Source organism: Frigoribacterium sp. CFBP 13729, from assembly GCF_014841875.1.
Lineage (GTDB): Bacteria > Actinomycetota > Actinomycetes > Actinomycetales > Microbacteriaceae > Frigoribacterium.
This window is the reverse complement of record NZ_JACYUR010000001.1, coordinates 484,959-506,863: the sequence shown is the minus strand read 5'-3', so window position 1 is coordinate 506,863 and position 21,905 is coordinate 484,959. Positions and strand designations below refer to the sequence as shown.

The 21,905-nt window shown below is 71.6% G+C and carries 15 protein-coding genes; 8 read left to right on the top strand and 7 right to left on the bottom strand.

Translation table 11 applies throughout. The features are described 5' to 3' along the window. Window positions 1-28: 28 nt before the first annotated feature. Both ppgK and map read right to left on the bottom strand, forming a co-directional pair. The gene (gene ppgK, locus IFT77_RS02250; protein ID WP_192041776.1) at window positions 29-790 is read right to left on the bottom strand and encodes a polyphosphate--glucose phosphotransferase; all 762 of its coding nucleotides are present in this window, start codon (window positions 788-790) and stop codon (window positions 29-31) included. A 28-nt stretch (window positions 791-818) separates the two neighbouring features. Then, window positions 819-1,682, bottom strand: a complete 864-nt coding sequence (map, locus tag IFT77_RS02245) for a type I methionyl aminopeptidase (RefSeq protein ID WP_192041775.1) — start codon at window positions 1,680-1,682, stop codon at window positions 819-821. A 203-nt stretch (window positions 1,683-1,885) separates the two neighbouring features. Between map and IFT77_RS02240 the strand changes: the two genes are divergently transcribed. From IFT77_RS02240 to IFT77_RS02210, 7 genes are all read left to right on the top strand, one after another. After that, window positions 1,886-2,953 (top strand): hypothetical protein, encoded by a 1,068-nt coding sequence (locus IFT77_RS02240; protein ID WP_192169117.1) that lies wholly within the window; start codon window positions 1,886-1,888, stop codon window positions 2,951-2,953. A 77-nt stretch (window positions 2,954-3,030) separates the two neighbouring features. Further along, on the top strand, window positions 3,031-3,204 hold the full coding sequence (locus IFT77_RS02235) for an SPOR domain-containing protein (protein ID WP_123546052.1): 174 nt from the start codon (window positions 3,031-3,033) through the stop codon (window positions 3,202-3,204). Between the two features lie 73 nt (window positions 3,205-3,277). Next, entirely contained in the window at window positions 3,278-4,615 is a 1,338-nt protein-coding gene (locus IFT77_RS02230) for a glutamine synthetase family protein (protein WP_123546050.1), read from the top strand. A 15-nt stretch (window positions 4,616-4,630) separates the two neighbouring features. Next, the gene (locus IFT77_RS02225) at window positions 4,631-7,576 is read left to right on the top strand and encodes a bifunctional [glutamine synthetase] adenylyltransferase/[glutamine synthetase]-adenylyl-L-tyrosine phosphorylase (RefSeq protein WP_192169116.1); all 2,946 of its coding nucleotides are present in this window, start codon (window positions 4,631-4,633) and stop codon (window positions 7,574-7,576) included. A gap of 533 nt (window positions 7,577-8,109) precedes the next feature. Continuing rightward, entirely contained in the window at window positions 8,110-9,762 is a 1,653-nt protein-coding gene (locus IFT77_RS02220) for a glycosyltransferase (protein WP_192169115.1), read from the top strand. Beyond that, window positions 9,755-11,335, top strand: a complete 1,581-nt coding sequence (locus IFT77_RS02215) for a glycosyl hydrolase (RefSeq protein WP_244638379.1) — start codon at window positions 9,755-9,757, stop codon at window positions 11,333-11,335. The genes IFT77_RS02220 and IFT77_RS02215 overlap by 8 nt, the downstream gene beginning before the upstream one ends. 85 nt (window positions 11,336-11,420) lie before the next feature. Then, a complete protein-coding gene (locus tag IFT77_RS02210; protein WP_192169114.1) occupies window positions 11,421-12,866 on the top strand; it encodes a UDP-glucose/GDP-mannose dehydrogenase family protein in 1,446 nt (481 codons plus the stop codon). 116 nt (window positions 12,867-12,982) lie between these two features. Here the strand turns inward: IFT77_RS02210 and glnA are convergent, their stop codons facing one another. Together glnA and IFT77_RS02195 are read right to left on the bottom strand one after the other, a co-directional pair. Beyond that, window positions 12,983-14,407 (bottom strand): type I glutamate--ammonia ligase, encoded by a 1,425-nt coding sequence (gene glnA / locus IFT77_RS02205; protein ID WP_123546042.1) that lies wholly within the window; start codon window positions 14,405-14,407, stop codon window positions 12,983-12,985. Between the two features lie 614 nt (window positions 14,408-15,021). Beyond that, window positions 15,022-15,744, bottom strand: a complete 723-nt coding sequence (locus IFT77_RS02195) for a DUF4191 family protein (protein WP_192169112.1) — start codon at window positions 15,742-15,744, stop codon at window positions 15,022-15,024. Between the two features lie 123 nt (window positions 15,745-15,867). Here IFT77_RS02195 and IFT77_RS02190 point away from each other — a divergent pair, with 123 nt between their 5' ends. Next, window positions 15,868-17,199 carry a hypothetical protein gene (locus IFT77_RS02190; RefSeq protein ID WP_192169111.1) on the top strand — a complete coding sequence of 444 codons (1,332 nt, stop codon included), beginning with the start codon at window positions 15,868-15,870 and terminating at the stop codon, window positions 17,197-17,199. Window positions 17,200-17,222: 23 nt separating this feature from the next. Here IFT77_RS02190 and sucB read toward each other — a convergent pair whose 3' ends face one another. The 3 genes from sucB to IFT77_RS02175 form a co-directional block, all read right to left on the bottom strand. Continuing rightward, complete coding sequence (gene sucB / locus IFT77_RS02185; RefSeq protein WP_192169110.1) at window positions 17,223-18,740, bottom strand: 2-oxoglutarate dehydrogenase, E2 component, dihydrolipoamide succinyltransferase; 1,518 nt, start codon at window positions 18,738-18,740, stop codon at window positions 17,223-17,225. Between the two features lie 88 nt (window positions 18,741-18,828). Next, a complete protein-coding gene (gene lpdA / locus IFT77_RS02180; protein WP_192041767.1) occupies window positions 18,829-20,202 on the bottom strand; it encodes a dihydrolipoyl dehydrogenase in 1,374 nt (457 codons plus the stop codon). Between the two features lie 152 nt (window positions 20,203-20,354). Then, window positions 20,355-21,830, bottom strand: coding sequence for a leucyl aminopeptidase (locus tag IFT77_RS02175; RefSeq protein ID WP_192169109.1), 1,476 nt, complete (start codon window positions 21,828-21,830; stop codon window positions 20,355-20,357). Between the last annotated feature and the right edge of the window lie 75 nt (window positions 21,831-21,905).

The window sequence follows — 21,905 nt, the reverse complement described above, 5'->3', positions numbered from 1 at the left end:
TGCCGGCCGCGGGGTCCGCCGGGCCGCCTCAGGCAGCCGGGCGGGAGCCCGCGGCGAGGGCAGCTGCGCCCATGATGCCCGCGTTGTTGCGGAGCACCGCCGGCACGATCTCGGCGCGGAGGTCGAGCAGCGGCAGGAACTCCTCGTGGTGCTTCGAGACGCCGCCGCCGACGATGATGCGCCGCGGGTAGAGCAGCGCCTCGAGGTGCGAGTAGTACTTCTGCAGGCGCTTCGCCCAGTGCTTCCAGCTGATGTCGTCGCGCTCCTTGGCGGCGTACGAGGCCTTCGTCTCGTAGTCCTTGCCGCCGATCTCGAGGTGGCCGAGCTCGGCGTTGACGATGAGGACGCCGTCGTTGATGAGGGCGGTGCCGATGCCGGTGCCGAGCGTCGTCATGATCACGAGACCGGGCACGTCCTTCGCGGCGCCGTAGCGGGTCTCGGCGTAGCCGGCGGCGTCCGCGTCGTTGACGAAGTGGATCGACCTGCCCAGCGTCTCCTCGAAGAGCGCCTCCGCCTCGAAGCCGATCCACTTCTTCGACACGTTCGCGGCCGAGAGGGTCTTGCCGTCCATGATGGCGGCGGGGAAGCAGACGCCCACCGGGATCGCGTCGTCGTCGAGTCCCAGCTCGTCGACGATCTGCTTCACGACCGCGACGATGGCGTCGGGCTCGCCGCCCTCGGGGGTCGGCTTCTTGATGCGGTCGGTGAGGAGCTCGCCCGACTCGACGTCGACGATCGCCCCCTTGATGCCGGTGCCGCCGATGTCGATGCCGACTGCCTTCTGTGCCACGGGTCGTCCTTCTTCCTGGTGCTCGTCGTCAACTGAGGGTGAGGACGTCGGCACCGCGTTCGGTGACGACGAGGGTGTGCTCGAACTGGGCCGTGAGCGACTTGTCCCGGGTCGTGACGGTCCAGCCGTCCGCCCAGATGTCCGCCTCGACGCCGCCGAGCGTGAGCATGGGCTCGATGGTGAAGACCATCCCCGGCACCATGACGTCGTCGAACTGAGGGGCGTCGTAGTGGGGGATGACGAGGCCGGAGTGGAACGCGCGTCCGACGCCGTGGCCGGTGTAGTCGCGCACGACCCCGTAGCCGAAACGCGCGGCGTACGACTGGATCGCCCGGCCGATCACGTTGACCTCGCGACCGGGGGCAACCGCCTTGATGCCTCGGCGCAGTGCCTCGCGGGTACGGTCGACCAGGTCGGTCGTCTCCTGTGCGGCGTCCCCGACGAGCACCGTGCGGTTCAGGTCGCCGTGCACCCCGTCCTTGAACGCGGTGATGTCGATGTTGACCAGGTCGCCCTCGACGAGCACGGTGTCGTCGGGGATGCCGTGGCAGATGACCTCGTTCACCGACGTGCAGACCGACTTCGGGAAGCCCCGGTAGCCGAGCGTCGACGGGTAGGCGTCGTGGGCCACGAGGAACTCGTGGGCGACCCGGTCGAGCTCGTCCGTCGTCACGCCGGGGCGGATCGCGGCCTCGACGGCGTCGATCGCCTGCGAGGCGATCCGGCCGCTCGCGCGGATCAGCTCGATCGTCGGGGCGTCGTACACGTCGCCGCCCGTGTACGGAGCGGGGCCCGCCTTGCCGACGTACTCGGGTCGGGCGATGGACGAGGGGACCGGGCGGAGTGGCGAGACCCGGCCCGGCGTCAGTGATCCGTCGAGGTCCCGGGGCATGCCGTCCAGCTTAGGGGGAGGGCGGCTCCGCCGGACGCGCCGTGCGCGGACGCGTCGCAGGCGTCGTCGCTGGCGGACGCGCTGGCGGACGAGCTGGCCGGTGCCCGAAGAGGGGGGAGCGACGGGCGAGCCCCGCCGGTTAGCGTTCATCGACTCCCGTGCCCGACGGGAATCGACTTCTCGCTCCCGTCCCCAGGAGGACCGTGTTCCCGCGCCGTGCCCGCATCGTCACCCTCGCCGCAGCCGTGCTGGCGCTCGTGATCGGTGCCCCCGCCGTCATCGCGGCCTCGGCCCCCGCGGCAGCCCCGGCTCCCCGGGGCGCCCTCGACCTCATCGAGGTCAGCGGCGACGTCGTCTCGGTCGCCGGCTGGGCGTGGTCGGGCGTCGCCGGACCCACCGAGGTCCACTTCTACGATCGGGCCGGCGGCTCCGTCTACGCGGGCAAGCTCAGGACGTCGGTCAGCCGCCCGGACGTCGCGGCCGCCGTGCCGGGAGCGCCGGCGGACACCGGCTTCGAGGGCGAGTTCAGGATCCCTGACGGAGCCCACCGCATCTGCGCGTACGCGATCGGCGGGGCGAACCCGATGATCGGCTGCCTGGCAGCCTCGACCAAGGAGGTGACCGCGAGGGACCTCACCGTCGGGGCACTCGACGCCGTCTCGCGTGACCGGGAGGGCATCCGAGTCCGGGGTTGGGCCTGGGCCCCCCAGGACGACGGCGGCCTCGCGGCCGTCACCGTCACGGACGAGACCGGCGGGACCGTCGTCGAGCTCTCCGTCGTGTCCGACGGGCAGAGTCGTCCCGACGTCAACCGTGCGTTCCCCGGCGCGTACATGACCACCGGCTTCGACATGTCGCTCTACGAGGACATCCCCCAGGGCGACCGGAAGATCTGCGCGACCGCCGGAACGGGCACCGGGGCGAGGAGCCTCGGCTGCCGGACGGTGCTCGGCGTCGGCGACCCCGTCGGCGCCTACGACGCGCTCGTGTCGTCCCGGGCCGGGCAGCTCACCGCGAGCGGCTGGGCCTTCGACTGGTCCGGCCAGCCGACCGACGTGCACCTCTACGACCACGGCCGCTTCCTCGCCGCCGTGTCTCCCGACCACAGCCGCGCGGACGTCCTCCGTGCCTACCCGGGATCGCCGGACGTCGACGGCTGGGCCACGAAGGTCTCGGTGGCCGTGGGGTCGCACACCGTCTGCGCCTACGCCTACAACACCCCCGACGGCAACAACCCGCTGCTCGGCTGCAAGACCGTCACGGTCCGGTAGCCGACGCGGGGATCCCGGCCGCCGTCGCCCGGACCTCGTCCGGGGACGGCCTCGCCCGGGCGCGGTACCCTCGCCCCATGACGACTGAGTTCTGGTTCAACACCCGCACGCACGAGGTCGAGGAGGGCAAGGTCTCGCCCGCGGTCGACCGCGCCGGGCCGTACGCGACGCGCGAGGAGGCTGCAGCCGCGATCAGGACGATCCAGGAGCGCAACGCCCGCCTCGACGCCGAGGACGCGGCCGACGACTGACGGATCCTGCGCGGGCGTGATCGTGGCCGACGGGCGCGTCCACTAGCCTCGACGCAGAGCAGAAAGGCTGTCGATGGACAAGCAGAGGGACTTCGTCCTCCGGACGATCGAAGAGCGCGGCATCAAGTTCATCAGGCTCTGGTTCACGGACGTGATCGGCACCCTGAAGAGCGTGGCCATCGCCCCGGCCGAGGTCGAGGGCGCGTTCGCCGAGGGGATCGGCTTCGACGGCTCCGCGATCGAGGGGCTCACCCGCTCGTACGAGGCGGACGTGCTCGCGCAGCCCGACCCGACCACCTTCCAGATCCTGCCGTGGCGGGGCGAGATCGACCCGACGGCGCGGATGTTCTGCGACATCACGACGCCCGACGGGCAGCCAGCCGTCGCCGACCCGCGGAACGTGCTCAAGCGCACGCTCGCGCGGGCCGGCGAACGCGGCTTCACGTTCTACACGCACCCCGAGGTCGAGTTCTACCTCCTGAAGGACGCGCAGGGCGGGCCGGACGGCCCCCAGCCCGTCGACTCCGCCGGCTACTTCGACAACGTGCCCGGCGGGACGGCCCACGACTTCCGCCGCCGCTCGGTCCGCATGCTCGAGGACCTCGGGATCTCCGTCGAGTTCAGCCACCACGAGGCGGGTCCCGGCCAGAACGAGATCGACCTGCGCTACGCCGACGCCCTGACGACCGCGGACAACATCATGACGTTCCGCACCGTCATCAAGGAGGTGGCGATCGAGCAGGGCGTGTACGCCACGTTCATGCCCAAGCCCTTCAGCCAGCACCCCGGCTCGGGGATGCACACGCACATGTCGCTCTTCGAGGGCGACGGCAACGCGTTCTACGAGGCGGGTGCCGAGTACCAGCTCTCCCGGATCGGCCGGCAGTTCATCGCCGGCCTCCTGCGCCACGCGCCCGAGATCACGGCGGTGACGAACCAGTTCGTCAACAGCTACAAGCGCCTGTGGGGCGGCGACGAGGCACCGAGCTTCGTGACCTGGGGCCACAACAACCGCTCGGCGCTCGTGCGCGTGCCGCTGTACAAGCCGAACAAGGGCAACTCGAGCCGCGTCGAGTACCGCGCGATCGACTCCGCCGCGAACCCGTACCTCGCCTTCTCCCTCATGCTCGCCGCCGGCCTCAAGGGCATCGAGGAGGGCTACGAGCTCCCCGCCGAGGCCGAGGACAACGTCTGGGGCATGAGCGACGCCGAGCGTCGCGCCCTCGGCTACAAGCAGCTGCCCGCCAGCCTCGACCACGCCCTCTCGATCATGGAGGACAGCGAGCTGGTCGCCGAGACGCTCGGCGAGCAGGTCTTCAACTACGTGCTGCTGAACAAGCGGCAGGAGTGGAAGTCCTACCGTGCCCAGGTGACGCCGTTCGAGCTGCGCTCCAACCTCGAGATCCTCTAGCGGGCCGGCTCCACCATGCCCCGAGCCGCGACGGCGCTGTCCGACCTGGCACGGCTCGGGTTCGCCGAGCTCGGCACCGCGCGTGAGCGGCTGGACCGCCTCGTCGAGGCGACCCCGTCGCTCGCGGCGGCCGTCTCCTCCTTCGCCCGCAGCCCCGATCCGGACCAGGGCCTGCTGCACCTCGAGCGACTGCTCGAGCGGTCGCCCGACGGCGTCGCCGCGCTGCTCGAGGCCGGCGCGGGGGAGCGTCTGCTGCGCCTGCTCGGGTCGTCGTCCGGGCTCGCCGAGTTCCTGGTGCGGCGACCGGCCGAGCTCGAGCTGCTGCTGCGGCCCGCGCCCGTTCCCCGCAGTCGCGACGCCTACGTGGACGACCTGGTGTCGCGCGTGGCCGGGCTGGTCGACGAGGAGGCGCGGGTGGCGCTCCGCGTCGGCTACCGCCGTCACCTCGTCGAGATCGCCGGCTGGGACCTCGACCGGCCCGACCCGGTCGAGGCGCTCCCCGTCGTCGCCGCGGCCCTCGCCGACCTGGCCGGTGCCGCTCTGCACGCCGCCCTCGACGTGGCCCGGCGCGAGGTGCCGTTCCCCGCGGACGACGTGTCGCGCACGCGTCTCGCGGTGATCGGGATGGGCAAGGCGGGGGCCCGCGAGCTGAACTACCTCAGCGACGTCGACGTCGTGTGGGTCGCCGAGGGGGCCGACGGCCTCGAGAACGGGCGGGCGGTCGAGATCGGCACCCGGCTGGCGGTGCACACCGTGCGGGCGATCACCGACCTCGCCCTCGAGCCCGAGCTCTGGGAGGTCGACTCCAACCTGAGGCCGGAGGGCAAGGACGGCGCCCTCGTCCGCACCCTCGAGTCGCACGTCGCCTACTACGAGCGCTGGGCGAAGGGATGGGAGTTCCAGGCGCTGCTCAAGGCGCGTCCGCTCGCGGGGGACGTCGACCTCGGCGACCGGTACGCCGAGCGCATCGCGCCGTTCGTGTGGTCCGCCGCCCAGCGCGAGGCCTTCGTCGAGTCGGTGCAGGCCATGCGCGAGCGCGTCACCGACCTCCTCCCCGCCGACGAGGTCGACCGGCAGCTGAAGCTGGGGCCCGGCGGGCTCCGCGACGTCGAGTTCACCATCCAGCTCCTCCAGCTCGTCCACGGCCAGGCCGACGACGGCGTGCGGCAACGGTCGACGCTGGAGGCCCTGGCCGCCCTCGCGAGACGGGGCTACGTGGGGCGTGCCGAGGCCGCCGAGTTCGATCGCGACTACCGGGTGCTGCGCGTGCTCGAGCACCGCGTGCAGCTGGCGCACCTGCGGCGGACCCACCTGATGCCGACGGACGAGAACGCGCTCCGGGTGCTCGCGCGCGCCTCCGGGCTGAGCTCGTCGGGCACGGGGCTCGTCGAGGCGTGGCGCGAGGTGAAGCGGCGCGTCCGCACCCTGCACGAGCGCCTCTTCTACCGGCCCCTGCTCTCGGCGGTCGCGGCCCGTCCCGAGGAGGACCTCGCGCTCAGCAGCGACCAGGCCGCCGCCCGGCTGGCCGCGATCGGCTTCGCCGACCCGCGCGGTGCCCTCGGGCACATCGCCGCCCTGACCGGGGGAGTCTCCCGGCGGGCGAGCATCCAGCGGCACCTGCTGCCCGCGATGCTGCAGTGGTTCGCCGACGGGACCGACCCCGACCTCGGGCTGCTCGCCTTCCGCAGGCTCAGCGACGGGCTCGGCGAGTCGTACTGGTTCCTCCGGATGCTGCGCGACTCGTCGGGGGCCGCCCACCGGCTCACGACCGTCCTCTCGTCGTCGACGTTCGTCGCCGACCTGCTCGACCGGTCCCCGGAGGCGGCGGCCTGGTTCGAGTCCGACGCCGAGCTCCGACCACGGACGCTCGCCAGCCTGCTCGACGAGACGAGCGCCACCGTGGCGCGGCACGAGTCGAAGGAGGGGGCGGCCGGCGTGCTGCGGCAGGCCCGCCGCCGCGAGGTCCTCCGGCTGGCCATCTCGGGGATCCTGGGCCTCGTCACGATCGACCAGCTGGCTCAGGGGCTCACGGACGTCACGACCGCGACGATCACGGGTGCCCTCGCCCTGGCCCGTCGGGACGTGCCCGACATCGAGATGGCCGTCGTCGCCATGGGCCGCTACGGCGGCCGCGAACTCGGGTTCGGATCGGACGCCGACGTCCTGTTCGTCCACCGGGGGGCCGAGGGCGACGACACCTCGCAGCGCCGGGCCGCCGGCGTGGTGGCCGAGATGGGCCGCCTCACCTCGGACGCCCTCGTGCCGCTCGACCTCGACACGGGCCTGCGTCCCGAGGGCGGGAACGGACCGGTGACCAGGTCCCTCGCCTCCTACCGCGCCTACTACGCACGGTGGTCGCTCACCTGGGAGGCCCAGTCGTTGCTGCGAGCCCGCGTGGTGGCGGGCGACGCCGGCCTGGGGGCCGAGTTCACCGCGCTGGCCGACGAGGTCCGCTACCCGGTGTCCCTGTCCGACCAGGAGGTGCGCGAGGTCAAGCGCATCAAGGCGCGGGTCGAGGCGGAGCGCCTCCCCAAGGGCGCCGAGCCGTCGCGTCACCTCAAGCTCGGCCGCGGCTCCCTGAGCGACGTGGAGTGGTTCGTGCAGCTGCTGCAGCTCCGGCACGCGCACGACGTGCCCGGTCTCCGGACGACCTCGACCCTGACCGCCCTGGAGGCGGCGGCCGCCGCCGGGCTCGTCGACGTCGACGACGCGGCCAAGCTGCACGACGCCTGGCTGATGGCGTCCCGTGCCCGTTCCGCCGTCGTCCTCTGGACCTCGCGCACCTCGGACGTCCTGCCGACCGACCGTCGCCAGCTCGAGGGCGTCGCCCGCCTGATGGAGTACCCGCCGGGGTCGGCCACGCGCCTCGAGGAGGACTACCTCGCGGTGACCCGTCGTGCGCGTGCGGTGTTCGAGCGGGGCTTCTACGGCCTGGACGAGGCGCCGGAGCCTACCGCCTGACCTCGTCCGGCGCGACCGACGTCGCGGCCACGAGGTGCGACACGCCCGGGATGCACTCACCCGGGGGGTGACGCCTGAATTGGTCACGGGTGATTTTGTCGTACCCCGAAAAGGGGGTGCGTACCCCGGTCGAGATGTCTGCCGTGTTTCGGACGCATGACCGCCCCGCACGCACGGCCCCCCAGTGCCCTGGGCTTTCCTCACCTCCCGCACCGCGGGCCGAGTCGGTGCGGGATGGCCCGGACAGCGCTGTGACCTGGCTTTTCGCTCGCTGCCTCCGTGCGCTCAGGAGGGGAGGAAAGGGTCATGCCCGGCGGGTGCCGCCGCGCCTCCGAGAGGCACTCGGCCCTGTCGGCATTTCGTGCGACACCGATGGGAGGACACGGGCGTACCCCGCGCGGTCGGGCCGAGTCCCCGAACGGGTGGTCGGTTGTGAGTCCCCTCCGAACCGCCGCAAGATTGCACCGACCCGACAGACCCCTTTCCTCGAAGACGCGGAATCATCCTTTTCCCATCCCCGTGAGGCGGCCCTCGTGTTGACTTTCATCCTCCAGATCCGATCCATGGCAGGCGGCCACGCCGAGCTCTACCTGTTCGCGGTCTACTCGGCCTTCATCTGGATCCTGTGGATCATCAAGGTGCTGCTCTCGAGGCGGTACCGTCCCTTCACAGGGGAGTTCTCGGGCTCCACGAGCGTCGTCGTCCCCGTGGTCGACGAGCCCCTCGACCTGTTCCGCGACGTCATCGGCCGCATGGTCGAGCAGCAGCCGGGCGAGATCATCGTGGTCATCAACGGCAAGCCGAACCCGGAGCTGGCCGCCGTCTGCGACGAGTACGCCCCTCTCGTCCGCTGGGTGCACACGCCCATCCCCGGCAAGCGCAACGCCGTCATGATCGGCACTGAGCTCAGCCGCGGCGACATCACCGTGCTGGTCGACTCCGACACGGTGTGGACGCCGGGGACGCTCTCCGAGCTCGTCCGTCCCTTCGCCCACGAGAACGTCGGCGGCGTCACCACGCGTCAGCGCATCCTGGAGCCCGAGCGCAGCTGGATCACCCGCTGGGCCGACTGGCTCGAGAACTCGCGCGCGCTCTACTCGATGCCCGCGCAGAGCGTCCTGGGGCAGATCGGCTGCCTCCCCGGCCGGACGATCGCGTTCCGCCGCGAGATCCTCGTGCGGGTGATGGACCGGTTCATGACGGAGAAGTTCATGGGCGTCTTCCTCGAGGTCAGCGACGACCGCACCCTGACGAACCTCACGCTCAAGGAGGGCTACCGCACCGTCTACCAGCACACGAGCCTGGTCTACACGGACGCCCCGCTCGAGGTGAAGAAGCTGTTCAAGCAGCAGCTCCGCTGGGCCCGCGGCAGCCAGTACAACACGTTCCGGATGATGCCGTGGATGCTCGGGCACGCTCCGATGCTGGCGTTCTTCTTCGCGATGGACATCGTCCTGCCCTTCCTCCTGATGGGCGTCATCGGCGGCTGGATCTACCGGGGAATCACCGGCCAGGGCGTCAACCTGTACCGCGGCATCCTGGCCGAGTACGGGGTCTCCACCGGGCTGGTCAGCATCGTGGTCCTGATGGTGCTGTCGTCCGTGCTCAGCATGGCCATCCGACAGATGCGGCACCTGGCCGAGAAGCCGTCGGACTTCCTCCGCCTGCCGGTCTTCATCATCGTGTCGACCTTCTTCCTCATGCCGATCCGCGTCATCGGGTTCTTCCGCATGGGGCACGCCAGCGGCTGGGGGACCCGTGCCGGCGCCTACGCCGGCGGAGCCGCGGACGACGCGGCCCAGCAGATGGCCCACCAGGCGACCGGCGACGACTCGCTGCAGGTCCTGGAGCGCGAGTTCGACGACGAGACCGATCCCGGCGTCGACGCCCTCTTCGACTTCGGCGGTCCCTCGACCCCGGCAGGCCCCACCTCGGATGCGACCACCGTCCGACGCGACGACACGGGCGTGGTCCTGGTGCGCAGCCACCGCGCCGAGACGGCCGTCGAGACCGCGCCGTCGCCCCAGGACGACGCCGTGACGACCTCGTCGGCGACCGCCTTCGCCGCGGCCACGGCCCCCGTGGCCGCCGTCGCGCCTCCTCGTCGTCGCCTCAACCCCAAAGCCGGCTTCCCGTACCTGATCGGTGCCGTCATCATCGCCCTGGAGGTGTGGTTCATTGTCTGAGTCCCCGCAGACCTTCGTCGCCCCGCTGCACGTGCAGTCGGGAGCCTGGTGGGCCTCGTCCCACGGCAACGCCCGCCGCACGGCCCTCGGCGCGACCGCGACCGTCGTCCTGTTGGCCATGATCTCGTGGCTCATCTGGATCTCGCCGACGGACAACCCCGTCCGCACCGCCGTGCAGGAGGCGGTCGGCACGTCCCCTGCCCAGGTCACCACCCTCAAGGAGGACCGCTCGGCCCTCCTCGACCAGCTCGTCGCGGCCAAGCGGCAGCTCGCCGCGAGCAAGACCGAGCTGGCGGACGTGCAGCAGCAGGCCTGGACGTCCGAGGGGCAGCTCACCGACGCACAGGCTCGCCTCGCGTCGGCGCAGGACGCCCTCCGTGACGCCCAGACCGCGACCGGCGCCGGCTCGTCGTCCGGCGGCAGCGGCGGCGGCAACGGCAGCGGAGGCTCCGGGGCCGTGGCCACGGGGCCCAAAAGCGGCAATGGCTCCGGCAGCGGCAGCGGCAGCGGCAGCGGCTCAGGCGGCTCCGGCAGTGGCAGCGGCAGCGGCAACGGCTCAGGCGGGGGCGGGACGACCGGCCCTGTGCCGATCACCGCGCCGTCCCTCGCGGACATCGTCTCGCCCGAGTCGCGCTACTTCGGCCTCTACACGACCCAGTCGCCCTTCAGCTGGTCCGAGTTCGACGACGTGAGCACGAAGATCGGCGCGCAGCCGAACATGTCGGGCTACTTCCAGGGCTTCGACCAGGAGTTCAACGCCACGGCGGTGAACCGTTCGTGGGCCAAGGGCGACCTCCCGTTCCTCACCTGGGAGTCCCGACCGATCGCCGCCGGCAACGAGGCGGTCGTCGACCCGGACTACGAGCTGAGCAAGATCATCGAGGGCGACTTCGACGCGTACCTCACGCGCTGGGCCGACGCACTCGTGGCCAACGGCCTGCCGATGGCCATCCGTCTCGACCACGAGATGAACGGCAACTGGTACCCGTGGGCCGAGGGCGTGAACGGGAACGAGAAGACCGAGTACGTGCAGATGTGGCAGCACGTGCACGACCTCTTCGAGGCACGCGGCGCGAACGAGCTCGTCGCCTGGGTCTGGGCCCCCACCCGGGTCGAGGGCGTGCCCACCAAGAACAGGGGCGTCGAGTACACGGCGAGCCTCTACCCCGGCGACGACTACGTCGACTGGGTGGGCATGACCGGCTACCTCCGGAACAGCCCCGAGACGCCCCAGACCGGCGACTTCCAGGGCACCTTCGGCAAGACGCTGGCGCAGCTGCGGCAGATCACGACGAAGCCGATCATCCTCGCCGAGATGGGCGCGGCCGAGCTCGGCACGACGAAGGACGCCCAGAAGCCGAAGTGGATCGACTCGCTCTTCAGCGAGCTCGCCAAGCCGGAGAACGACGACATCCTCGGGTTCTCCTGGTTCAACCTCACGGCCACGACCGTGTCCAGCGGCTCGTACCTCACGAACGACTGGCGGATCGTCTCCCGGCAGGACTCCCTCGAGGCATTCCGCCGCGGCATCGCCCGCACCGACACCGACTTCGCCCTGAGGACGCTGCCGTGACCACGGCCGACGACTCGCGGCTCTCGTCCCTCCCCACCCCCTCCGCCCCACTGACTGCAGCACCCCAGATCGCGAGGAGCGCATCATGAGCAAGAACACCAGCCCGGCCGACGGCGCCGGCACCGACCCCCAGTCCGTCGACGCCGCGGTGACGTCCGCCTCGACGAAGCCCCGCATCAGCGTCATCGGCACCGGCTACCTCGGGGCGACCCACGCCGCCGCGATGGCCGAGATGGGCTTCGACGTCATCGGCGTCGACACGGACCCCGCGAAGGTCGAGGCGCTCAGCCAGGGCCGAGTCCCCTTCTTCGAGCCGGGGCTGCCCGAGCTGATCCTCCGCCACGTCGAGTCCGGTCGACTGCTCTTCACGACGGACATCGCCGAGGCCGTGGCCCTCTCCGACGTGCACTTCATCTGCGTCGGCACGCCGCAGCGCCGGGGGAGCCACGCCGCCAACCTGAGCTACGTCGAGGAGGCCACCCGCAAGGTCGCCGAGTCGCTCAGCCACGACGGCCTGATCGTCGGCAAGTCGACCGTGCCGGTCGGCACCGCGGCCCGTCTCCGGGAGATCGTGGCCAGCGTGCTGCCTGCCGGGGTGTCGGCCGACGTCGTGTGGAACCCGGAGTTCCTCCGCGAGGGCCACGCCGTCGAGGACACCCTGCGTCCCGACCGCATCGTCTTCGGCGGCACCGACGTCCGCAGCGAGGCGATCCTCCGCGAGGTCTACGCCGAGCCGATCTCGACGGGCACGCCCGTCATCTCGTGCGACCTGCCGACGGCCGAGCTCGTCAAGGTCAGCGCGAACGCGTTCCTGGCGACGAAGATCTCGTTCATCAACGCGATCAGCGAGCTCTGCGAGGCCGCCGGCGCGAACGTCTCGACGCTCGCGGACGCCCTCGGCTTCGACGACCGGATCGGCCGCAAGTTCCTCAATGCCGGCCTGGGCTTCGGGGGCGGCTGCCTGCCGAAGGACATCAGAGCGTTGATGTTCCGGGCCAACGAGCTGGGCGCCCACCGCGCGGTCGGTCTCATGCAGCAGGTCGACGAGATCAACATGGCCCAGCGCCAGCGCGTCATCGACCAGGCCATCGACGCCTGCGGCGGGTCGGTCCTGAACCGGCGCATCGCCGTCCTCGGCGCGGCGTTCAAGCCGCACACCGACGACGTCCGCGACTCGCCGGCCCTCAACGTGGCCGCGGCGCTGCACCTGCGCGGCGCCCAGGTGCTGGTCGTGGACCCGGAGGCGACCCAGACCGCCCAGCGCAGCTTCCCGACCCTGTCCTTCGCCGACAGCATCGAGGAGGCGGTCTCGGACGCCGACGCCGTGCTGCTGCTGACGGAGTGGCCCGAGTTCGTCAGCGCGGAGCCCTCGGCCCTCGCCGAGCTCGCGGCCAACCCCGTCGTGATCGACGCCCGGAACGTGCTCGACGCCGAGGTCTGGTCGAGCGGCGGCTGGGAGGTGCGGCCCCTCGGCGGTCGCCGGACCCCGGCTCAGCGACGCGTCCTCACCGGGAGCAGCATCCCCGCCTGACGCCCGCCGACGACGGGAGAAGGCCCGCACCCCTCAGGGTGCGGGCCTTGTCTCGTCCGGCGGCCACGACGGCGGACGGGGAGCGACCGACTCGGTCGCGCCCCGTCCGGTCTCGGCTAGACGCCGAAGTAGAGCTCGAACTCGAAGGGGTGCGGGCGCTGTGCCATCGGCAGGATCTCCTTCTCGCGCTTGTACGCGATCCAGGTCTCGATGAGGTCCTCGGTGAAGACGTTGCCCTTGGTGAGGAACGCGTGGTCGGCCTCGAGCGCGTCGAGGGCGCCGTCGAGCGACGCGGGCACCTGGGGGATGCCCTTCGCCTCCTCGGGGGGCAGCTCGTACAGGTCCTTGTCGACGGGCTCGTGCGGCTCGATCCGGTTCTGGATGCCGTCGAGGCCCGCCATCAGCTGCGCGGCGAACGCGAGGTACGGGTTCGACGCGGCGTCCGGGACGCGGAACTCGATGCGCTTGGCCTTGGGGTTGGTGCCCGTGATCGGGATACGGATGGCCGCCGAGCGGTTGCCCGCCGAGTAGACCAGGTTGACGGGGGCCTCGAAGCCGGGGATCAGTCGGTGGTACGAGTTGATCGAGGGGTTCGTGAAGGCGAGCACGGCGGGTGCGTGCTTCAGCAGGCCGCCGATGTACCAGCGAGCGAGGTCGGAGAGCCCGCCGTAGCCGTTCTCGTCGTAGAAGAGGGGCTTGCCGTCGCTCCAGAGCGACTGGTGGGTGTGCATGCCCGAGCCGTTGTCGCCGAAGAGCGGCTTGGGCATGAAGGTCGCGACCTTGCCCCACTGCTCGGCCGTGTTCTTGACGATGTACTTGAACTTGAGGATGTCGTCGGCCGCGTGGACCATCGTGTCGAACTTGTAGTTGATCTCCTGCTGGCCGCCGGTGCCCACCTCGTGGTGCGCGCGCTCGAGCTCCAGGCCCGAGTCGATCAGCTTGAGGCTGATGTCGTCGCGCAGGTCGGCCGTCTTGTCGACGGGGCTGACCGGGAAGTAGCCGCCCTTGTAGGCGGTCTTGTTGGCGAGGTTGCCGCCCTCCTCGACGCGGCCCGTGTTCCAGGCGCCCTCCTCGCTGTCGACGCTGTAGAAGCTGGCGTTCTGCTTCACCTCGTAGCGGACGTCGTCGAAGATGTAGAACTCGGCCTCGGGGGCGAAGAACGCCGTGTCGGCGATGCCGGTGGAGGCGAGGTACTTCTCGGCCTTCTTGGCCACCTGGCGCGGGTCGCGGCTGTAGAGCTCGCCGTTGCGCGGGTTGAAGATGTCGAACACGAGCACGAGGGTGCGCTCGGCGCGGAAGGGGTCGACGTAGCCCGTGGTGACGTCGGGGATGAGCTGCATGTCCGACTCGTGGATCGACGCGAAGCCGCGGATGGAGGACCCGTCGAAGAGCTGGCCGACGGAGAAGAACTCCTCGTCGACGGTGGACGCGGGGATGTTGAAGTGCTGCTGGACGCCGGGCAGGTCCGTGAACCGGATGTCGAGGAACTTGACGTCGGTGTCCGTGATGAACTTCAGCACCTCGGAAGAATCGGTGAACATCTAGGTGTCTCTCCAATGGGCTCAGATCGGTCAGACTGCCGGACGCAGCCTTCGACGACGTTATGGCGGGGCCGTTTCGTCGCGGTGTCCCCATTGTTTCAGAGATGTTACGGGTGCCGCGTCGGTAGGCTCGGCGGCATGCACGACGACCGATCCCGCCCTCCGTCCGACCCCGTCGACGGCGGTGCGGCGCCCCGGCAGGACTGGCCGGGCCAGCGCCTCGGCCTGCCGCGCACGGGCCCGCGCTCGATCGCCCGCGTCGGTCGCCGGATCGCGGGGGTGACGATCGACTGGGCACTCGCCTACGTCGTCGCCTTCGCCTTCTTCGACGGCCAGGGGCTCGCCATCACGGTCGTCTTCAGCGTCGTCCAGATCCTCTTCCTGGTCACCCTCGGCGGCACCGTCGGCCATCTGGTCCTCGGCATGCGCCTCGTCCCGATGGCCGGCGGCCGGACCGGTCTCTGGCGCCCGGTCGTCCGGACCCTGCTGCTCGCGGTCGTCATCCCCGCGGTGGTCTGGGACCAGGACCAGAGGGGCCTGCACGACCGCGTGGCGGGGACGGTGCTCGTCCGCGTNCGTGCGTTGCCGGTTCGATCAGCGGGTCGCGTCGACCGTCAGCGCGGTCGTCCGGCCCGCACCTTGAACGGATCGACGCCCTTGGGGATCGGCAGGCCGTTCTTGCCGAGCGACTGGAGGCGGTTGCTCACGGCGAGCACCTCGTTCCGGTTCAGTGACGACTTGATCTTGTTCATGCGGCCGGCGATCTTGTGCAGCGGCACGGACTCGGCGTCGGGTCCGACGTGCAGCACCGTGATGGGGACGTTGGGCAGGATGCGCGCCACCTTGCGGCGCTCCTCGTCGACGAGCTTCTTGGTCTGCGCGACCGAGCCCTCGCCGATCAGCACGACGCCGCCCTTGCCGACGGCGCGGTAGACGGCTGCCTGGGAACGGCCCTGGACCGCGACGGGCATCTCGGCGGCGCGCCACGAGCGACGGAGTCCGCTCTTCATGACGGCGCCCACGGCGCCGGGCTGCCCCTCGATCTGCGAGTAGGCGGCCCTCTCGGCCTTGCGTCCGAGGACGATCAGCAGCAGCAGGATGCCGAGCATCAGGCCGACCACGATGTACAGCACGAGCGCCAGGACGTTGCCTGCCGAGAGGAAGAGACCCGCGAGGACGCCGGCGGCGACCGGCAGCAGCAGCGCCAGGAGCATCAGCGGCAGCGCCGACTTGTCGACGCGGCGGGTCATCTTGAACACCTGCCACATCTGCGTGAAGCGGCCCGGTTCCTTGGGCGGCTTCGGGGACGTGTTCTCCGGTGACGTGCGTCGTGCCATGCAGACCAGGATACGGGGTCGGGAGCCGCCGTGGGTCCTCCCCGGGGGCTCGCCGTCGTCGGTCGTCCCCGGCCGGGACGAGGAGGCGCGCGTCCGACCCTCGGAGAGCAGCACGATGACCCCATGGTCACCTCCTCACTCGGCCCCTACGAGCTCGCGCCGGGGTCCTCTTGGCCCCCCGGTCCGGGCGGCGCCGTCGAGGGCACCGCGCCCGACGGCGGCCGGGTGGTGCTGCGCCGCTCGTCGCCGGCCCTCGTCGCGGCCGCGAGCTCGTCGCCGCATCCGCACCTCCTCCGCCCGATCGACCTGCTGGTCGACGACGAGGGCGACCTCGTGGTCGCCTCGGACGAGCCGGGCGGGGAACGACTCGACCGGTGGGCTCGGCGCCGCGGCACCCTGTCCGCAGGGGAAGCCGTCACGGTCCTGCTGCCCGTGCTCTCCGCCGTCGCCCACCTGGCGCGGCGGGGGACGGCGCTGGGCGGCGTCGGCCTCGAGGACGTCGTGCTCGACGACCGGGGTGCCCCGGTCCTCGTCGGCGGCAGGACCGCGCAGCCCGGTACGACGCCGCTCGTGACGGCGGCCGAGGGGGCTCAGTCCCTCGTCGAGGCCGTGGCCCGTGAGCTGTCTCCTCGCGACCGGGCCCGCTTGCGGGGCCCGGAGGGTACCGGCACCTGCCTGGACGAGCTCGTCGAGCGGGTCCACGACCTGGCTCCCCCCGTCGCGTTGCCGACCGTCGTGCCGAGCACCGGCGTCGAGGGGGCGGCGGTCGCCTGGCGACCACCGCCGGGAGACCCGCCGAGATCCGGCTGGACCAGCGTCCTGCCCGAGTCCGCGCTCCTCGACGGCGTCGCGGACTGGTGGGAGGCGGTCGCGGCCGTGTCGATCGTCGACCGGCTGCAGTCGGTGAGGCCACGCTTCTGGGTCCTCGCCGGCCTCGTGGCGGTCTCTCTCGTCGTGGGTGCGACCGTCGTCCCGCGGAGCGGCGGCTCCGAGGTGTCCAGGTCCGACTCGGCACGGCCGGTGGCGACGTCCCCTGCCGACGCGCTCTCTGGCCCGGCCGTCTCGGCGCCCACCCCGGTCACCGTCGTCCCCGTCCCGGAGCGTGCCCCTGACGACCCGGTGAGCACGGAGGAGGCGGCGGTGCGGGGCGACGACGCGGTCGCGGCGGCGGCGGTCCTGCTCAGGGCCCGGGTCGGGTGCCTCCGCGAACCGTCGACGTCGTGCCTGGCGGCCGTCGACCAGGCAGGATCGCCCGTGGCGTCAGCAGATTCCCGGATGGTGGCCGACCTCGCATCGGCGGGCGACCTGGTCCTGCCCACGGTCGTCGAGTCGGAGGTGCAGCGTCTGGGGGAGACCGTGCTCCTCGCCTGCCGCACGGCGGACGACGAACCGGCCTCGGTCCTCGTGGTGAGGACCGAGGCCGGCTGGCGTCTCAGAGAAGTGCTGCGCCGCTGACGTGCGCGATCACGAGGGCGAGGTCAGATGCCCAGCACCCCGGCGAAGTCGCCGGCCTCGAGGCGGGCCTTGACCGCCACGAGGAACCGGGCGGCGTCCGCACCGTCGACGATGCGGTGGTCGTACGAGAGGGCCAGGTAGACCATCGACCGGACCGCGATCGCGTCGGCGCCGTCGACCTGGACGACGACGGGACGCTTGACGACGACGCCGGTGCCCAGGATGGCGACCTGGGGGAGGAACACCACCGGGGTGTCGAACAGCGCGCCGCGCGAGCCCGTGTTCGTCACCGTGAAGGTGCCGCCGGCCAGCTCGTCGGGCTTCAGCTTGTTGTCGCGCGTGCGCTGCGCCAGGTCCGCGATCTGGGCGGCGATGCCGGCCAGGTCGAGGTCGGACGCGTCCTTGATGACCGGCGTGAGCAGACCACGTTCCGTGTCGACGGCCATGCTGACGTTCTCGTGGTCCGGGTAGACGATCGAGTCGCCGTCGACGGTCGCGTTCAGCTTCGGGTGCGCCTTGAGCGCCTCGGCGGCCGCCAGGGTGAAGAACGGCAGGAACGAGAGCTTGTTGCCGGTCTTCTCGAGGAACGCCGCCTTGTTCGCGTCGCGGAACGTCGCGACGGCCGTGACGTCGACCTCGACCACGCTCGTGAGCTGGGCCATGGCCTGCATCGACTGGACGGCGCGCTCGGCGACGACCTTGCGCAGACGCGTCATGGGCACGGTCGTGCCGCGCAGCGGCGAGACCTCGACGGGCGCCGACGCCGGGGCGGACGTCGTGGAGGCCGAGCTGGCGGCCTCGACGGCAGCCAGGACGTCCTCCTTGCGGATGCGGCCGCCGACACCGCTCCCGGTCAGGGTCGAGATGTCGATGCCCTTCTCGTTCGCGAGCTTCCGGACCAGCGGCGTGACGTAGCCGGTCGGAGCCGACGACGAGTCGGCCGAGGCAGCAGCTGCCGGTGCGGCGGCTGCCGGGGCAGCAGCTGCAGGAGCGGCCGCAGCCGGAGCGGGAGCTGCTGCTGCGGGGGGCGCTGCCGCCGCGGGGGCCGCCGCGCCCGCCGGGGCGGTGGCGGGGACGGCCGGGGCCTGGTCGGCAGGCTGCTCGGCCGCCGGAGCCGGGTCGACGTCGTCGGCCGGTGCGGGGGCGTCAGCGTCCGACTCCTCGCCGGGTGCCGGTGCCGCGGACGACGCGACGACGGCGTCGTCCGCCTCGTCCTGGCCGCCCTCGGCCGGGCTCTCGGGCTGCGAGGCCTCGGGCGTCTCCTCGGCAGGAGCGTCGTCGGAGGAGTCGCCGCCCTGGGCGCTGCCGTCGCCGATGCGGACCAGCGCGGTCCCGACCTCGACGGTCTCGTCCTCGGGCACGAGGATCTCCTCGATGACGCCGGCGACGGGGGAGGGGATCTCCGTGTCGACCTTGTCGGTCGAGACCTCGAGCAGGGGCTCGTCGACCTCGACCCGGTCGCCGACGTTCTTCAGCCAGCGGGTGACCGTGCCCTCGGTGACACTCTCTCCGAGTGCCGGGAGGTTGACGGATTCGCTCATGCGGGGGACTCCTTCGAAGACATCGTGTGTCTGTGTGATCGGGTGGTGCGGAAGTGTGCGGGTGGTACGGGTCTGACGGGGGACGCGACTACATCGCGTGGAGCGGCTTGCCGGCCAGGGCCAGCATCGCCTCTCCGAGAGCCTCGTTCTGGGTCGGGTGGGCGTGCACGAGGGGTGCGACGTCCTCCGGGTAGGCCTCCCAGTTGACGGCCAGCTGGGCCTCGCCGATGAGCTCGCCGACACGGGCGCCGATCATGTGGACCCCGACGACCGGACCGTCGACGACGCGGACGACCTTGACGGAGCCGCTGGTGCCGATGATGTGGCTCTTGCCGTTGCCGGCGAGGTTGTAGTCGTAGCTCGTCACCTTGTCGGCACCGTGCTTCTCGGCCGCCTTGGCCTCCGTCAGGCCCACGGACGCGACCTCGGGGTCGGAGTAGGTGACCTTGGGGATGTTGGTGTCCTCGATGACCTGCGGCGCCAGGCCCGCGATCTCCTCGGCGACGAAGATGCCCTGCTGGAAGCTGCGGTGTGCGAGCTGCAGGCCGGGGACGATGTCGCCGATCGCGAACACGCCGGGGACGCTGGTGTGCAGTCGCTCGTCGGTGATGACGAAGCCGCGGTCGATGGTGACGCCCACCTCCTCGAAGCCGAGCCCCTGGGTCGAGGGGCCGCGCCCCACGGCGACCAGCAGCAGGTCGGCCTCGATCGTCTTGCCGTCCTCGAGGGTCACGACCACGCCGTCGTCGCTCTGCGTCACGCTCTTGAACCGGACGCCCAGCGAGAAGCCGATGCCGCGCTTGCGGAACGCGCGCTCGAACTGCTTCGAGATCGACTCCTCCTCGTTGGGGACGAGGTGGGGCAGGGCCTCGACGATCGTGACGTCGGAGCCGAACGACTTCCAGACGCTGGCGAACTCGACGCCGATCACGCCCCCGCCGAGGATGGCGACGCGTGCCGGCACGTGGTCGAGGGCCAGGGCGGCCTCACTGGTGATGACCTTGCCGCCGATCTCGAGGCCGGGGAGGCTGCGCGAGTACGAGCCGGTCGCCAGGACGACGTTCTTCGCCGTCAGCGTGGTCTCGCCCACCTGGACGGTCGTGGGCGAGGTCAGACGACCCTCGCCCTCGACGACGGTGATGCCGCGGGCCTTCACGAGGCCCTGGAGGCCCTTGTACTTGCTGGCGACGACGCCCTCGCGGTAGGCCGTCACGGCGGGGACGTCGATGCCGTGGAAGTCGGTCGACACCCCGTACTTCGCGGACTCGCGCGAGACGTCGGCGACCTCGGCGGAGTGCAGCAGCGCCTTGGTCGGGATGCAGCCCCGGTGGAGGCAGGTGCCGCCGAGCTTGTCCTTCTCGACCAGCGCGACGCTCAGCCCCAGCTCGGTGGCCCGCAGGGCTGCGGCGTAGCCGCCGCTGCCGCCGCCGAGCACCACCAGGTCAAAATTCTGTTCCGACACCCAGCAACTCCCTCGTGCGTTCGGAGGTTCCCGAGGCGGGGAGGCGCCGTCGTGGTGACGTCGGCGTCGCGTCCGCGTCCACCTCGGTGAGGAGGAGGCGGCGTCGCCCGGGGGACCGATCTCGGCGGGTCGCTCCCGCCGCCTCGACCCTACTACGCGGCCGAAAAGTCGCGGGCCAGCTCTAGCAGCGTTCTCACGGAAACGCCCGTGGAGCCCTTGCCGGTGTAGCCCCAGCCCGCGCCCTTGTTGTTCGACGGGCCGGCGATGTCGAGGTGAGCCCAGGGCAGCGGCGTTCCCGTGCCCTTCTTCTCGCCCACGAACTCGTTCAGGAACACGCCCGCGAGCAGCATGCCGGCGGCGGTGTTCCCTGGCGTGGCGTTGACCAGGTCGGCGACGTCGGACTTGAGCCGGCTGCGCAGCTCGCCGGGGAGCGGCATGCGCCACGCGGCCTCGCCGGCGCGGCCGGCGAGCTCGACCACGCGGCTCGCGAGGTCGTCGTTGCCCATGACCCCGACGGTGCGGGTGCCGAGCGCGACGACCTGGGCGCCGGTCAGCGTCGCGACGTCGACGACGGCGTCCGGCTGCTCCTCGCTCGCGGCGACCAGCCCGTCCGCCATGACGAGGCGCCCCTCGGCGTCGGTGTTCGTCACCTCGACGGTGGTGCCGCCGCGGATCGTGAGGACGTCGTCGGGCCGGATGGCCGTGCCGCTCGGCATGTTCTCGGCGACGCAGAGCCAGGCCGTGAGGCGGACGGGCAGCTCGAGCCGCGCCGCGGCGACGACGACGGCGAGGACGGTGGCGGCGCCCGTCATGTCGTCCTTCATCCCCAGCATGCTGCCTGCCGGCTTCAGCGAGAGCCCGCCGGTGTCGTAGGTGATGCCCTTGCCGACGAGGGCGAGGTGCTTCGAGGCGCCCTCGGGCGCGTAGACGACCTTGACCATCCGCGGACCACGGCTGGACCCCTGGCCGACGCCGAGGATCCCGCCGAAGCCGCCCTCGCGGAGCTCGTCCTCGGCGAGGACCGTCACGTCGAGCGGCAGGTCCGTGGCGAGCTCGACGGCCCGTTCGGCGAGCGCCTGGGGGAACATCTGCTGCGGGGGAGTGTTGGCGAGGTCGCGGACGGTGTGGACGGCCTGGGCGACCACGGTGGCCTGCCGCACCGTCGCCTCCTCGACGTCGAGGTCGGTCGCGAGCACCAGGGTGCGGGCGTGGCGCCGCGACTCGGAGGCCGACGACCCGCGGAAGGCATCGAACTCGTAGGAGGCGAGGGCCGCGCCCTCGAGGACCGCCAGCGCCTCCGCCTCGGTGGAGACGGGCAGGTCGAGCACGATTCGGTCGACGCCGGTCAGCTGGCGGACGGCGGCGCCGGCCGCGTAGCGCAGGGCCTCGGTGTCGACGACGTCTCCGAGCCCTACGAGGGCCGTCACGGTCGCCGCGCCCGTGCCGGCCAGCTTCACGAGCTCGTCGCGCGCGCCGCTGACCCCGAACGCACGCAGGTCCGAGGGCAGGCCGGGCACGTCGCGGGTGACCGAGGGGCCGTCGGCCCCCGTGACGACGCCGACGACGAGGACGTCGGCCTCGACCTCGGCTGCGGGGGAACGGGTGGTGGACAGGAAGAGCTCGGTCATCCCCCGATCGTAGCCACCGCGGGTGTTCGCTCTCGGCACGTCGCCGGAGGCGGCCGGTGCCGGGCGGGTTGCCTA

What these genes read in the sequence shown, in the direction of transcription:
- glnA (WP_123546042.1), bottom strand. Translation starts at nt 14,407, where the DNA reads ATGTTCACCGATTCTTCCGAGGTGCTGAAGTTCATCACGGACACCGAC.
- IFT77_RS02235 (WP_123546052.1), top strand. Translation starts at nt 3,031, where the DNA reads ATGACGACTGAGTTCTGGTTCAACACCCGCACGCACGAGGTCGAGGAG.
- IFT77_RS02175 (WP_192169109.1), bottom strand. Translation starts at nt 21,830, where the DNA reads ATGACCGAGCTCTTCCTGTCCACCACCCGTTCCCCCGCAGCCGAGGTC.
- IFT77_RS02210 (WP_192169114.1), top strand. Translation starts at nt 11,421, where the DNA reads ATGAGCAAGAACACCAGCCCGGCCGACGGCGCCGGCACCGACCCCCAG.
- IFT77_RS02195 (WP_192169112.1), bottom strand. Translation starts at nt 15,744, where the DNA reads ATGGCACGACGCACGTCACCGGAGAACACGTCCCCGAAGCCGCCCAAG.
- IFT77_RS02225 (WP_192169116.1), top strand. Translation starts at nt 4,631, where the DNA reads ATGCCCCGAGCCGCGACGGCGCTGTCCGACCTGGCACGGCTCGGGTTC.
- sucB (WP_192169110.1), bottom strand. Translation starts at nt 18,740, where the DNA reads ATGAGCGAATCCGTCAACCTCCCGGCACTCGGAGAGAGTGTCACCGAG.
- IFT77_RS02190 (WP_192169111.1), top strand. Translation starts at nt 15,868, where the DNA reads ATGGTCACCTCCTCACTCGGCCCCTACGAGCTCGCGCCGGGGTCCTCT.
- IFT77_RS02230 (WP_123546050.1), top strand. Translation starts at nt 3,278, where the DNA reads ATGGACAAGCAGAGGGACTTCGTCCTCCGGACGATCGAAGAGCGCGGC.
- map (WP_192041775.1), bottom strand. Translation starts at nt 1,682, where the DNA reads ATGCCCCGGGACCTCGACGGATCACTGACGCCGGGCCGGGTCTCGCCA.